Source organism: Microbacterium sp. NPDC055903 (assembly GCF_053615555.1).
The window spans coordinates 769,397-782,935 of record NZ_JBSHCA010000002.1 but is presented as its reverse complement, the minus strand read 5'-3'; the positions used below and the strand labels follow the sequence as shown (position 1 = coordinate 782,935).

Here is a 13,539-nt window from a genome sequence, read left to right as displayed (position 1 = left end):
TCGCCTCTGGCGGTTGAGGGAGCCTAGGCTGGGGGCCATGCCTGGCCCCTACGTCTTCGGCCGCCATCAACCGGCCTCGCACACGATCATCCATCTGAGCGATCCGCACCTGCTTGCGGGGGGAGCGCGGCTGGGCGGACGCTTCGATGTCGACAGCATGCTCGACAGGACGATGCAGGCGATGCGTCGCATCGTGCCGGCGCCGAGTGCGATCGTCATCACGGGCGACCTGACCGATCTGGGTGAGGCCGACGCCTATCGGCGTCTCCGCGCCGCGGTCGAGCCGGTGGCCGAGGAGCTCGGCGCTCCGGTGATCTGGGTCGCAGGAAACCACGACGAACGCCCGACGCTGCGCGCCGAGCTCCTCGGCGAAGCACCGACGGAGGAGCCGGTGACGAGCGTCAGGCACCTGGACGGACTGCGGATCATCGCCCTCGACACGACCGTCCCCGGCTGGCATCACGGCGAGATCGACGATGCGCAGCTGGCCTGGCTCGAAGGGGTGCTCGCCGAGCCGGCACCGCACGGCACCCTGCTGGCGATGCACCATCCGCCGCTCCCGAGCCATCTGCCTCTCTTCGACATCCTCGAGCTGCGCCGCCAGGACGAGCTCGCGGCGGTGATCCGGGGCAGCGACGTGCGGGGGATTCTCGCGGGGCACCTGCACTACTCGTCCGCCGGGACCTTCGCAGGCATCCCTGTGAGCGTCGCGAGCGCGACCTGTTACACGATGAACGTCGCGCTCCCGGCCGCAGAGGTGAACGGCATGGACGCCGCACAGTCATTCCAGTTGGTGCACGTCTACGAGGGCGTCATCACGCATACGGTCATCCCCGTGGTGGATGCCGAGACGGGTGACTTCTTCTCTCAGGAGTGGCTGGAGAGGATGGCGGCGCTGAGCCCTGACGGACGTCTCGAGGCGTTCTCGCGGAAGCCGGGCTGGCGGAGCGCGGCGGGCTAGGATGGAGGCATCCCCCTCCTTTCCAGCCATGACCCACAAGGATGTGACGAATGAGCGCTGATGCGCCTGCCCAGACCCGTGTCGAGACCGATTCCCTCGGCAGCATGGAGATTCCCGCGGATGCCTATTGGGGGATCCACACCGCACGCGCGGACGCGAACTTCCCCATCTCGAAGCGCCCGATCTCGGTATATCCGGACCTCATCAGGGCGCTGGCGATGGTGAAGCAGGCGAGCGCGCGGGCGAATCGCGAGATCGGCGTCCTCGACGCCGAGCGGGCGGACCTCATCGACAGGGCCGCGCAGCGCGTGATCGACGGAGAGTTCCACGATCAGTTCACGGTCGGCGTCATCCAGGGCGGGGCCGGCACCTCGACGAACATGAACGCCAACGAGGTGATCACCAACATCGCCCTCGAGATGGCGGGGCGCCCCAAGGGCGACTACGCGTTCCTGTCGCCGATCGATCACACCAACCGCAGCCAGTCCACCAACGACGTCTACCCGACCGCGATCAAGGTCGGGCTCTCGCTCACCCTGCTCTCTCTGCTCGATGAGCTCGATCTGCTCCGCCGCTCGTTTCTGGCGAAGTCCGTGGAGTTCCACGACGTCCTCAAGGTGGGGCGCACCCAGCTCCAGGACGCAGTGCCGATGACGCTCGGACAGGAGTTCCACGGCTTCGCGACGACGCTCGGCGAGGATCACAGCAGGCTCACCGAGAACGCGTCGCTCATGTACGAGATCAACATGGGAGCCACGGCGATCGGCACGGGCATCACGACGCATCCCGACTACGCACCTGCCGTGCTCAAGCACCTCAGGGAGATCACCGGGATCGATCTGGAGACGGCGACGGATCTCGTCGAGTCGACGAGCGACACCGGCGCGTTCATGTCGTTCTCCTCGTCCCTCAAGCGCAACGCCATCAAGCTGTCGAAGATCTGCAACGACCTTCGGCTGCTCTCGTCCGGTCCGCAGGCGGGTCTCGGCGAGATCAATCTGCCGGCGAAGCAGGCGGGGTCGAGCATCATGCCGGGCAAGGTCAACCCGGTCATCCCGGAGGTGGTGAACCAGGTCGCCTTCGCCGTCGTCGGCGCCGATGCGACCGTGACGATGGCAGTGGAGGGCGGCCAGCTCCAGTTGAACGCCTTCGAGCCGGTGATCGCGCACTCGATCTTCCAGTCGATCACCTGGATGCGTCAGGCGATGTGGACCCTGCGGGTGAACTGCGTGGACGGCATCACGGCGAACCGTGATCGTCTCGGCGCGATGGTGGGTGCGTCCGTGGGCGTGATCACCGCGCTGACGCCCTTCATCGGATACGCCGCGGCCGCCGCGCTCGCCAAGACGGCGCTCCTCACCAACCGCAACGTCGCCGATCTCGTCGTCGAGGCCGAGCTGATGACGCGCGAAGAGGTCACCAAGCAGCTCTCGCCGGCCCGGCTCTCGGGGCTGGAGACCGCGACGCAGGCGATCCCGATCATCAAGAGCTGATGTTGTGCGAGGGGCGGTGGAGGCCGCCCCTCGCTCTCAGCCGACGATGCGGCACCGGGTGGTGAGCTCGCCGATCCCGTCGATGCCGACGGTGACCGTCGATCGGTCGCGCAGGAAGATCTGCGGGTCGCGGGAGTATCCGGCCCCGCCAGGGCTTCCGGTCGAGATGAGCGTCCCTGGCTGGAGGGTCACGGATTGCGAGAGATGCGCGATCAGCGTGGCCACGGAGCGGACCATCTGGCCGGTCGATGCATCCTGGACCGTCTGGCCGTCGACGACGGCCCAGATGTGCAGGTCCTGCGGGTCGGGGATCTCGTCCGCGGTGACGACGAAAGGGCCGGTCGGCGTGAAGCCGTCGAAGGACTTGCAGCGCGACCACTGGGCCTCTGAGAACTGGATGTCGCGGGCCGTGATGTCGTTGACGACCGTGTAGCCCCAGACGTGCGCGAGCGCCTCGTCCTCGGTGACGTCCTTCGCAGGGGTGCCGATCAGCACGCCGAGTTCGGCCTCGTAGTCGACGGATTCGCTGAGCGTCCTCGGCCATGCGGTGGTGTGCTCGTGACCGGTGAGGGAGTTCGGCCAGAGCGTGAAGACCGTGGGTGCGGTATCGGTCTTCAGGCCGAGCTCGCTCGAGTGCGCCGCATAGTTGAGGCCGATCGCCAGCACGATGGGCGGGGACAGCACCGCCGAGGCGAACCCGAATCCGTCCAGGGGATGCCGAGGCGCATCGCCGCGTGAGACTGCGGCTCGGACCTCGTCGAGGAGCGCCGGGCCCGCCTCGATGAGCTGCTGGAGTGTCGGCGGCGCAGGGTTCACGAGGTCTGAGAGCAGGATGGCGTCCGATCCGTCGATCACCGCGAGGGCGGGTTCGGCAGAGGCGGCGCGCTGCAGATGGGCGAAGCGCATGCTCCCACGCTACCCGGAGGACTGTCCGGTTCGCGGGAGCATGCCCATAGGATTTCCCCATGAGCACCGGAGGACCGTACCAGCCGCAGCAGCCGTATACACCGCCGCCGGCTCAGCAACCGCCCGCGTACCAGCAGCCGCCGGCGTACGCGCCGCCGCAGCCCGGTCATCCGCAGGCATCCTTCACAGCTCCCGCGCAGCGGCCCGTCTACGCCTCCGCGCTCGCTCAGCCGATGTCCTACTCTCCGCCCGCAGCCCCGGTGCCGCCCGGGCCCGCGGCCGCGATTCCGGCGCTCCCCGTCCCGGTACGCAAGGGGCGCACCGTGTCGGTGTGGCTGTTCGGGATCCTCGGTTTCGTGCTCCTCGCTCTCATCGCCTACTTCGTCTGGGCACTCGGCGCGGTCGCCTCCTCTGTGGGGCTCATCCTCGCTCTCATCCCGCTCGCGATCGTCTTCCTCGGCGTCCGGCTCATCGACCGGTGGGAACCGGAGCCGAAGGCGGTGGTGTTCTTCGCCATCGCCTGGGGAGCCATCGCGGCCGTCGGGTTGACGCTGCTCGTCGACGTGGGCATCGGGATGCTCGTCGGCCCGCTCTCCGACGAGGCGTCGGCGGTGGTCCAGGCGCCGATCGTGGAGGAGCTGTTCAAGGGGCTCGGCGTGCTCCTCATCTTCGTCATCGCGCGACGGACGTTCGACGGGCCGGTGGACGGCATCGTCTACGGCGCCCTGGTCGGTGCGGGGTTCGCGTTCACCGAGAACATCCAGTACTTCGCCATCAGCCTGTTGGACGGCGGAGGGGAGCAGCTCACCATCACCTTCGTGCTGCGCGGTCTGATGTCGCCGTTCGCGCACGCCATGTTCACCTCGCTGACCGGGTTCGCGATCGGCCTGGCCGCACGCAGAGGCGCGACCGCCGGCGGTGCGCTGGGAGCCGGTCTGCTCGGCCTGTTCGGGGCGATCCTGTTGCACGGCTTCTGGAACGGCTCGGCCACCTTCGCGGACTTCTTCCTGCTCTACGTCACGCTGCAGGTGCCGCTGTTCGTCGGGTTCATCTTCGGGATCATCGCGCTGCGCAAGGAGGAGGCCAGGCTCACCAGGGAGCGGCTCTCCGAGTATGCCGCCGCGGGCTGGTTCACGCCAGAAGAGGTCACGATGCTCGCCACCCCCGCCGGACGGAAGGTCGGTCTGGCCTGGGCCGCCCAGCTGCGCGGTGACCGGCGTCCTGTGATGCGCGGATTCATCAAGGACGCGACCGCGCTCGCCGCCGTGCGCCAGCGCGCGATCAGCGGTAGAGACGCCTATGCCGCAGCGGACGAGCGGGCGCTGCTGATGCGCACGCGCTCCGCGCGAGCCGCGCTGCTCGCGTACTGATCTCCTCGACCTCTTGACAGGCGGTGCGCCCGAGCGCATCCTGGTGTCAGATCAACTCAGCGCCCGGGAGACATGCAGGCATCGCCGCAGCACCGGGCGCTGAGTCTTGTTATCGGGGCCCGTGCGATGCTGTTCGCTCTCGGCGGTGCCGTCCACGTTGACCCCGCCTCGAGGCTCGGGTTGTATGGAGACATGACTGATCGCACCAAGCCCGAGTTCGACGCCCCCACCGGTCCTGCCCCCGCTGAACTGGTCGTCCGCGACCTCATCGAAGGAGACGGTGCTCAGGCGAAGCCCGGCGACACCGTCACCGTGCACTACGCCGGGGTCGAGTTCGATTCCGGCGAGGAGTTCGACTCCTCCTGGGGTCGTGGCGAGACCATCGAGTTCCCGCTGCGCGGTCTCATCCAGGGATGGCAGGACGGCATCCCCGGGATGAAGGTCGGCGGACGTCGTGAGCTCGTCATCCCGCCGCACCTGGCGTACGGCCCCGCCGGAAGCGGGCACTTCCTCTCCGGCAAGACCCTCATCTTCATCATCGACCTCGTCGCGGTCGGCTGACCGACGGCGTCACGCGAAACCCTCGCTCCCTGACGGAGCGGGGGTTTCGGCATTCTCGGAGACGTGGAATATATTCATACGCATACGAGTTGTGATCTCAAGAACGCCGCGCAGCGGCCCCACCCATCGAGGAGAATCCCCATGACCACGATCGACATCCCCGGCTACCGTGCGGGCACCTGGGTGCTCGACCCCGCACACAGCGAGGTCACCTTCAGCGTCCGTCACATGATGATCTCGAAGGTTCGCGGAACCTTCGGCGTCAAGAGCGCGACACTCGTCGCCCCGGAGAACCCGCTCGATGCCACCGTGACCGCGAGCGTCGACGTGACCTCGATCGACACCAAGGACGAGGGTCGTGACGGGCACCTGCGCTCCGCCGACTTCTTCGACACCGAGAACTTCCCGACGATGGAGTTCGTCTCCACCGGCGCTCGCGTGGCGGACGGAGACTTCTTCGTCGACGGAGACCTCACGATCCGCGGCATCACCAAGCCGGTCAGCTTCGCCTTCGACTTCGGCGGATTCGGCAACGACCCGTACGGCAACTACAAGGCCGGGGCCTCCGCGACCACGACGATCAACCGTGAGGACTTCGGCCTCACCTGGAACGCGGCGCTGGAGACCGGCGGCGTCCTCGTCGGCAAGGACGTCACGATCAACCTGGACCTCCAGGGCGCGCTTCAGCAGGACTGAGCGAGAACGAAGAGAGGGGCGGATGCGACATACGGCATCCGCCCCTCTCGCGTCAGCGGCGTCGTCGCAGTCGGCCCTGCGTGAGAAGGATGCCGAGGAAGACGACGAGGGCTCCGATCGGCTCGTTCCAGCTGAGGCGCTCGCCGAGAACGAGCACGCCGAGCGCCACGCCGACCACGGGTGTGATGTAGGTCACCGTAGAGGCGCTCGTCGGACCCCACGCGCGGACGGTGTTCTGGTTCCAGATGTAGGCGACGCCCGTGCCGAGGCATCCGAGGACGAGGATGCTGGCGATGATCCAGCCGTCGAGAGAGACGGGGGCGATCGCGACCGCAGGCGTGAGGATGAGCATCATGACGGCGGCGAGGCCGATGTTCAGGAACGAGAACACGAGTGCGCTCATCCCGGTGCTCGCGACGAACCTGCGCATGTACGCGAAGCTGAACCCGTAGCAGGCCGTCCCGCCGAGCAGCGCGAGCTGGGCGACGAGGCTCTGCGACGGGTCCAGCCCCTGCCAGGGACCGACGATCACCACGACGCCGGCGATGCCGACGGCGACGCCGAGGATCTGCACGCGCGTGAGCCTCTCGACGCGGAACAGCAGCCCGGCCATGATCGCGGTCATGATCGGCGTCGTCGCGTTGTAGATGCTGCCGAGTCCTGAACTGACGTACTGCTGAGCCCAGGCGAAGAGCAGATACGGGGCGACGCAGAACGTGAAGGCCAGCACCGTCATGTGTCCCCAGATCGCGAGACGGCGTGGCAGCTGCTCGCGCCGTGCGAGCACGAAGATCGCCAGAGTGAGTGCACCGAAGACGAGCCTGGCCCATACGACCTGCGCGGGGGAGAGCCCTCCCAGCGAGACCTTGATGAACAGGAAGCTCGCACCCCAGACGATGCCGAGCAGGCAGAACTGCGCGGTGATCATCGCCGCAGACGGCGATCGGACGCCGGTGGATGGGGATGCAGTGGTGGGGGAATCGGGCACGTCGCGACTCTATCCGCGGCATCCGCTGCGGTGGTGGGGAAAGGGATGTGACGTCCGAAATCCGCCGAACGACGACCGGATCCGCCTTAAGGCTCCGGGGCCTCGGCGTCGTACGTGCGGAACCGAGGGGTCAGCCTCACCAGCACCGCAGCGAGCACGATCACGAGCAGACCTCCGAGAAGCGGCGGGAACCACAGCGCCGTCACGGTCGCCAGGGTGCCCGCGTAAAGCGCGCCGAGGCGCGGGCCGCCCGCGACGACGACGATGAACACCCCCTGCAGCCGCCCTCGGATGCTGTCCGGAACCGAGGCCTGCATCATGGTGTTCCGGTAGATCGAGCTGACGTTGTCGGCCGCGCCCGAGATGGCCAGCGCGGCGCACGCGGCGATGATCAGTGCGACGTTCGGCGCATCCTCCGCCGCTTCCGGCATTCCCACTCCGAGCAGCAGGATGAGCCCGAAGGCGAGGATCGCCGCTCCGTACACCTGGACGGCGCGCTGGATGCCTCGGCCGTGCCAGCGGTAACGCACCACGCGCCCGGAGAACAGGCTCGACAGGAACGTCCCGACGGCCACCGCTGCGGTGAGGGCGCCGGTGGTCACCGCGCCGCCGCCGAGGAGCACCGTGCCGAGCGCGGGGAAGAGAGCGAGCGGCTGCCCGAACGTCATCGCGATGATGTCCATCAGGTACTGGGCGCGGATGTTGCCCGCTCGTCTCAGGAAGCGCCAGCCGTCCACGAGCGACTCGAGTCCCGGCCGCACGACCTCGCCCTCCGGGCGGAGGCGGGGCAGGGTCCACAGCCCGAGGAACATCGCCAGCATCAGGAAGACATCGATCGTGTAGGTCCACCCGTAGCCGGTCGTGGCGACGAGGACGCCGGCGAGTGCAGGGCCGACCATCACCATGAGGCCGAAGGTCACGCCGTTCAGCGCCGATGCGGCGGCGAGGAGGTCACGGGGGATGAGGCGGGGGACGATGGCCGTCCGCGTCGCCATTCCCACCGAGTTCGCGGCGGAGTTGATGATGCTGAGGGCGTAGAGCCACCAGATCGTCTCCAGCTCTGTCCAGGTGAGCAGGGCGAGGAGGGCCGTGGAGGCGAAGGTGACGACGGCGGCGATGAGCGCCACGGCGCGGCGGTCGAAGGCGTCCGCGAGCATGCCGCCGTAGAGCCCGGCGAGGATCATCGGGACGAGACCGGCCACGGCGATCATGGACACGGCGAAGGTGCTTCCCGTGAGATCGAACACGTGCAGCATGATCGTGACGAGGGTGAGCTGGCCGCCGAGTCCGGCGAGCGTCGAGCCGATCCACATCCGGGTGAACGCTCCGCTCGCGCGGAACGGGCGGAGATCGATCAGGGCTGACGGCATCCCTGTAGGTTACTGGTCCGCAGCATCCGCTCCGGCTGGTAGACTCGTTCAGTTGCCGTTCGATCGGCCGCGGATAAAGAGAGCCCACGCATCAGGCGTCGGGCGCCGCGCAACAAGCAGAGAGGGGATCGAATCTATGGCACTGGAAGCAGACGTCAAGAAGGCGATCATCGAAGAGTACGCGACGCACCCCGGTGACACCGGATCCCCCGAGGTGCAGGTCGCGATGCTGACGCAGCGCATCAAGGACCTCACCGAGCACCTGAAGGAGCACAAGCACGACCACCACTCGCGTCGTGGTCTGTTCCTGCTCGTCGGTCAGCGCCGTCGCCTGCTGGGTTACCTGCAGGACATCGACATCAACCGCTACCGTTCGCTCATCGAGCGTCTCGGCCTGCGTCGATAAAGGCATAGCGACCAGCGTTCAATCGCGCAAAACGTTCTTGGAAGGCCCCCTCACGGTGTGAGGGGGCCTTCGTCGTCCGCGGATCAGTGCGGACGGTTGCCGTCGGGGATCGTGATCGGCGTCGTCTGCGTCGACCCGCCCCGGTTGAGGAACGCCATCGCGATGCCCTTGATGAGCTTGTCGAAGATCGTGAACGAGGTCGGGGCGATCGGGGACAGCCCCTCACGGAAGGCGATGTACGCCGGCCATCCGGCCTTGATGGTCGCCGCCGAGATGTAGTCACGCTTGAGGTCGAGCCAGTCGCCGATCTGGTGGCCGAGCTGATAGCGCACGAACTCGTTGAGGAATCCGCGGGTCACGCCGAGGTCGATCTGCGCCGTCAGGCCGAGCAGCACTTCGGCCAGGGCCTTGCCCTCCATGGTCGGATTCAGGATCGGGGTGAGGATCTGCGCGGACTGCGCGTGCGCATCCGCCCAGGTGGCGGGGATGTACTCGTCGCGGACGCCCAGCAGGTGCAGCGCGACCTGCCAGTGGTGCAGGAACGCGTCCTCGTCGGCGGCGGACATCGGGATGCGCCATTCCTTCATCTTCTTGTGGGCGAAGGTTCCCGTGCTGTGGAACGTGACGAGGATGTCCGCGTTGCTGATCGGGATGCTCTCGTCCGCGACGGCCTTCCAGTACGGCGACTGCGGGAGGAAGTGCCGTACGGCGGAGTGCACCATCCTGGTCTTGTTCCCCGTCACGATCATCTGACCGCTCGGCTCGTAGGCGTCGATGTCCGTGAGGTCGTAGCCGAAGGTGAAGGTCTTGGCTGCGCGGTCCTGCATATCGGCGCCGCCCTTCGACCAGTAGACGGACTTCGCCTCCCTGGGGATCACGGTGCTCATGATGCCGCCGCCGACGCCGTAGATCATGAAGAGGTACAGGTCTCGACGGCGGTTGAACTGCGCTGCCCGCCGCAGCTTGGTCATGTCGGCCCAGGCGGGGAGCTTCGTCGAGGTCTGCAGGAACGAGGTCAGATCGGCGGGGAGACCGGCCGGCAGCGGATCGTTGTTGTCGACCCAGTCTGCGATCGCGGCGTTCACCGCGGGCACCTGGCCGTTGGTGATGACATCGGCCATGATCCGGTCGATCTCGTCATCCCAGACCCATTGCGGATCTGTGCCGTTCCCGCTGCCGAGGACGGAACGCGCAGGTGACCAGGACCAGGCGGCGGAGGGGGCGACGACCCCGGTCAGGCCGAGCGCGGCCCCCAGGGTCAGGACGGTACGGCGGGTCATCTCAGGCATGGCGAAACTCGTTTCCGGAGGGGGATGGACCCTCGGCGCCCGTCATCCTCGACGATGCGCCCTCACTGCGGATCCATCCGGATCGATGTGATTGCCCGTTAACATATGAGAGTCTCGGCGCGACCGCAAGAGGCGCTGCGCAAAAGAAGGAACCCGGCCCGCAGCGCGGCGGACCGGGTTCCTCGTAGCCGGAGCGTTCGTCAGGCGGATGCTCCGACGAGGTCGGCGTGATGGATGGCCGCCACGTCTGGATGCGCCCGCAGGCGCGACTTCAGTGCGTTCTCCCCGTACAGGCTGTGGATCGGGTTCGCCGGATCCTGCGTCACGCCGCGGGCCTGGGCGGCGAGGTCGGCCGGCAGCTCGATCAGCGGCAGCTTCTTGTCGAGGGCGGGGTTGAAGAAGAACGGGACGGAGATGCGCTCGTCCGGTGCCGTGGGGGAGATGACCCTGTGGTTGGTCGCCTTGAGGTACCCGCCGGTCGCGTACTCGAGGAGCTCGCCGATGTTCACGACGAAGGCGCCGTCGACGGGCGGGGCATCGACCCAGGTGCCGTCGCGCTCGACCTGCAGGCCGCCCTTGCCCGGCTCCACCCAGAGCAGCGTGAGCACGCCGGAGTCCTTGTGCGCGCCGACGCCCTGCTGCGGCTCCGGCTCGTCGGTGCCGGGGTAGCGGACGATCTTGATCAGCGTAGAGGGCTCTCCAAAGTTCGATTCGAAGTAGTCTTCGTCCGCGCCGAGCGCCAGAGCCCAGGCGCGCAGCAGCTTGCGGGCGACGTCGCTGAGGCGTGCGTGCCATTCGAGCACGACCTCCTGGAGCTCGGGCTGGGCGGCGGGCCAGAGGTTGGGGCCGATGAGGCGGTTGAAGGCAGGGCCGCCTTCGACGGTCTCGCGCTCGGGGCCGATGTCGATCTGCTCCCGCCAGTCGATCTTTCCCTGGGTCCGCTCGCCGCCGATGCGCGTGTAGCCGCGGAAATGAGGGCTCTTCACGTTCTCGATCGCGAGCTTGTCCTCTTCGGGCAGCGCGAAGAAGTCCAGAGCGGCCTGGTGCAGGCGCGCAGACAGCTCGGCGGAGACACCTGTCCCGGTCAGGTAGAAGAAGCCGACGTCGTGCGTCGCGGCGCGCAGATCATCGCGGAACTGTGCGGCGGCGTCTTCGCCGGCGTCGAGGCGGGAGAGGTCGAGGATCGGAAGGTTCAGATCAGCCATGTTCCGAGGCTATGACGCGACGCGCAGAGGAGGGTGCACTGTTGCGTCGCATTACCGCGTGGAAGGAGTAGAGTCTCCGAGGTAAGGAATGCCTTACCTATTCGATCGACTGGGGATTCTCGCACGTGTTCGCCACTTTCCTCATCGGCCTTCGCGAGGGGCTGGAGGCCGCGCTCGTCGTCGGCATCCTCGTCGCCTACCTGAAGCGACTCGATCGTCGCGACGTGCTGCCGCGGTTGTGGATCGGCGTCGGACTGGCCGTGGCCCTGGCGCTCGGCATCGGTGCCGTCTTGACGTTCGGTGCGTACGAGCTCACCTTCGTGGCGCAGGAGGCGATCGGGGGAGGGCTGTCCCTCCTGGCCGTCGCCATGGTCACCTGGATGATCTTCTGGATGCAGAAGGCGGGGCGCTCGATGAAGCGCACCCTCGAGGGCGGCATCGACAGGGCGCTGACCCACGGCGGGCTGTGGGCGATCGTCGCCATCGGCTTCGTGTCCGTCGCCCGCGAGGGGATCGAGACGACCCTGCTGCTGTGGTCGATGGTCCAGTCGTTCGGAGACGCGCCCAATGCGCTCCTGGGTGCGCTGCTCGGCCTGCTCTGCGCGATCATCGTCGGTGCGCTCATCTCCCGCGGCGCCGTCCGCCTCGATCTCGCCCGATTCTTCGCCTGGACAGGTGGTTTCCTCGTCATCGTGGCCGCCGGGGTGCTCGCCTACGCGATCATGGACCTCCAGGAGGCGGGCGTCCTCCCTGGACCGTTCTCCCCGCTGGCGCCGATCGACGGCACAGGTGCCGTCGCGACGGGGCTCGCCGGCCTCCCCTTCGGCTGGGCCTTCGACGTGAGCGCGGCGATCCCGCCTGGTCAGGCGCTCGCGGCGATCCTGCAGGCGACCGTCGGCTTCATGCCCGCGATGACCTGGCTCCAGGTGATCGCCTGGGCGCTTTATGTCCTCATCGTCGGTGCGCTCTTCCTGCGGGGCCTGCGTTCCCGTCGGCGTCGCCCCGATTCCTCGTCGACGGCCGAGGCGGCCGCCGACCCTTCCGTCAGACAAGGAGCATCATGACCCCCTCCCTCCGACTGCTCGGCGCGGTCGCCGCGACCGGTGTCGCCGTCATCGCGCTGTCCGGATGCGTCGCCAAGAGCGACGCCGCCGGCGAAGACGCCTTCTCGGTGGCCTCCAGCGATGATGCGTGCACGGTGTCCGCATCGTCCGCGACCAGCGGCACCCTGACCTTCGACGTCACCAACGACTCCGGCCAGGTGACCGAGTTCTACCTCCTCGCGGAGGACGGCCTCCGCATCGTCGGCGAGGTCGAGAACATCGCTCCTTCGGCATCTCGCACCCTCACCGTGGTCGCCCAGCCCGGCGACTACTTCACCCTGTGCAAGCCGGGCATGATCGGCGAGGGTGTCGGGAAGGCCGCGTTCACCGTCACCGGCGATGCGGTCGCCATCGACGGCGAGGATGCCGAGCAGAAGCAGCAGGCCGTCGATCTCTACGCCGCCTTCGTGAAGGATCAGGTCGAGAACCTCGTCCCCGCCGTCGACGAGTTCGTCGCGGCCTACCAGGCGGGCGACGACGACACCGCCCGCGTTCTGTTCCCCCAGGTGCGCGCCTTCTACGAGCGCATCGAGCCCGTCGCGGAGTCCTTGGGAGACCTCGACCCTCGCATCGACTATCGCGAGGTCGACGCCGTCGCTGAGGGCCTGGACTGGACGGGTTTCCACCGCATCGAGAAGGACCTCTGGGTTCCTGCGGAGAATGCGTTGAATGCCGACGGGGAGACGCCGGCCTGGCAGGATTGGGCGCCGTCCACGACCGATGAACGGGCCGACTTCGGCGACCTGCTCATCGCCGACATCGCTGAGCTCAACGAGTACGTGCACTCCGACGATTTCACCCAGGCGCTCGATGACCAGGGGATCGGCGGGATCTCGAACGGCGCGATCGGCCTGCTCGACGAGGTCGCGACGGGCAAGATCACGGGTGAGGAGGATTGGTGGTCGGGGACCGACCTCTGGGACTTCGCCGCCAACGTCGAGGGCTCGAAGATGGCGTTCGACCTGGTGAGCGCGTTCGCCGAAGCTCAGGGCGACGACGGTGCGGCGCTCGTCGACGACATCGACGAGGGCTACGCGGCGCTGAACGCCGCGTTGTCGGTGCATGGTTCGCTCGCCGACGGTTTCATCTCCTACGCGGAGCTGACCGACGAGGACAAGCGGGAGCTGACGGATCTGCTCAATGCGCTGGCCGAGCCGCTCTCGCAGCTCACGGGAACGGTACTGTCCTGAC

The 13,539-nt window shown here is 67.6% G+C and carries 13 protein-coding genes; 8 read left to right on the top strand and 5 right to left on the bottom strand.

What is annotated here, in order from left to right; all coding sequences use genetic code 11:
* Positions 1-37: 37 nt before the first annotated feature.
* Both ACWGJP_RS13250 and ACWGJP_RS13245 read left to right on the top strand, forming a co-directional pair.
* Positions 38-961, top strand: a complete 924-nt coding sequence (locus ACWGJP_RS13250) for a phosphodiesterase (RefSeq protein ID WP_452330243.1) — start codon at positions 38-40, stop codon at positions 959-961.
* Positions 962-1,011: 50 nt separating this feature from the next.
* Positions 1,012-2,454 carry an aspartate ammonia-lyase gene (locus ACWGJP_RS13245; RefSeq protein ID WP_452330242.1) on the top strand — a complete coding sequence of 481 codons (1,443 nt, stop codon included), beginning with the start codon at positions 1,012-1,014 and terminating at the stop codon, positions 2,452-2,454.
* Between the two features lie 36 nt (positions 2,455-2,490).
* Here ACWGJP_RS13245 and ACWGJP_RS13240 read toward each other — a convergent pair whose 3' ends face one another.
* Complete coding sequence (locus tag ACWGJP_RS13240; protein ID WP_452330241.1) at positions 2,491-3,360, bottom strand: fumarylacetoacetate hydrolase family protein; 870 nt, start codon at positions 3,358-3,360, stop codon at positions 2,491-2,493.
* A 59-nt stretch (positions 3,361-3,419) separates the two neighbouring features.
* Between ACWGJP_RS13240 and ACWGJP_RS13235 the strand changes: the two genes are divergently transcribed.
* From ACWGJP_RS13235 to ACWGJP_RS13225, 3 genes are all read left to right on the top strand, one after another.
* On the top strand, positions 3,420-4,730 hold the full coding sequence (locus tag ACWGJP_RS13235; protein WP_452330240.1) for a PrsW family intramembrane metalloprotease: 1,311 nt from the start codon (positions 3,420-3,422) through the stop codon (positions 4,728-4,730).
* A gap of 192 nt (positions 4,731-4,922) precedes the next feature.
* Complete coding sequence (locus tag ACWGJP_RS13230) at positions 4,923-5,291, top strand: FKBP-type peptidyl-prolyl cis-trans isomerase (RefSeq protein ID WP_452330239.1); 369 nt, start codon at positions 4,923-4,925, stop codon at positions 5,289-5,291.
* Positions 5,292-5,432: 141 nt separating this feature from the next.
* Complete coding sequence (locus ACWGJP_RS13225) at positions 5,433-5,987, top strand: YceI family protein (protein WP_452330238.1); 555 nt, start codon at positions 5,433-5,435, stop codon at positions 5,985-5,987.
* Positions 5,988-6,039: 52 nt separating this feature from the next.
* Here ACWGJP_RS13225 and ACWGJP_RS13220 read toward each other — a convergent pair whose 3' ends face one another.
* Both ACWGJP_RS13220 and ACWGJP_RS13215 read right to left on the bottom strand, forming a co-directional pair.
* Positions 6,040-6,915: a DMT family transporter gene (locus tag ACWGJP_RS13220; RefSeq protein ID WP_452330385.1), complete on the bottom strand. Its 876-nt coding sequence runs from the start codon at positions 6,913-6,915 to the stop codon at positions 6,040-6,042.
* 146 nt (positions 6,916-7,061) lie between these two features.
* On the bottom strand, positions 7,062-8,345 hold the full coding sequence (locus tag ACWGJP_RS13215; RefSeq protein ID WP_452330237.1) for an MFS transporter: 1,284 nt from the start codon (positions 8,343-8,345) through the stop codon (positions 7,062-7,064).
* 136 nt (positions 8,346-8,481) lie between these two features.
* Between ACWGJP_RS13215 and rpsO the strand changes: the two genes are divergently transcribed.
* The gene (gene rpsO / locus ACWGJP_RS13210; RefSeq protein ID WP_005048780.1) at positions 8,482-8,751 is read left to right on the top strand and encodes a 30S ribosomal protein S15; all 270 of its coding nucleotides are present in this window, start codon (positions 8,482-8,484) and stop codon (positions 8,749-8,751) included.
* A gap of 83 nt (positions 8,752-8,834) precedes the next feature.
* Here rpsO and ACWGJP_RS13205 read toward each other — a convergent pair whose 3' ends face one another.
* Positions 8,835-10,040: an oxygenase MpaB family protein gene (locus ACWGJP_RS13205; protein ID WP_452330236.1), complete on the bottom strand. Its 1,206-nt coding sequence runs from the start codon at positions 10,038-10,040 to the stop codon at positions 8,835-8,837.
* Positions 10,041-10,240: 200 nt separating this feature from the next.
* The gene (locus ACWGJP_RS13200) at positions 10,241-11,245 is read right to left on the bottom strand and encodes an isopenicillin N synthase family dioxygenase (protein WP_452330235.1); all 1,005 of its coding nucleotides are present in this window, start codon (positions 11,243-11,245) and stop codon (positions 10,241-10,243) included.
* A gap of 125 nt (positions 11,246-11,370) precedes the next feature.
* Here ACWGJP_RS13200 and efeU point away from each other — a divergent pair, with 125 nt between their 5' ends.
* Complete coding sequence (gene efeU, locus ACWGJP_RS13195) at positions 11,371-12,309, top strand: iron uptake transporter permease EfeU (protein WP_452330234.1); 939 nt, start codon at positions 11,371-11,373, stop codon at positions 12,307-12,309.
* On the top strand, positions 12,306-13,538 hold the full coding sequence (gene efeO, locus ACWGJP_RS13190) for an iron uptake system protein EfeO (RefSeq protein WP_452330233.1): 1,233 nt from the start codon (positions 12,306-12,308) through the stop codon (positions 13,536-13,538). Before efeU ends, efeO begins: the two co-directional genes overlap by 4 nt.
* Position 13,539 lies beyond the last annotated feature (1 nt).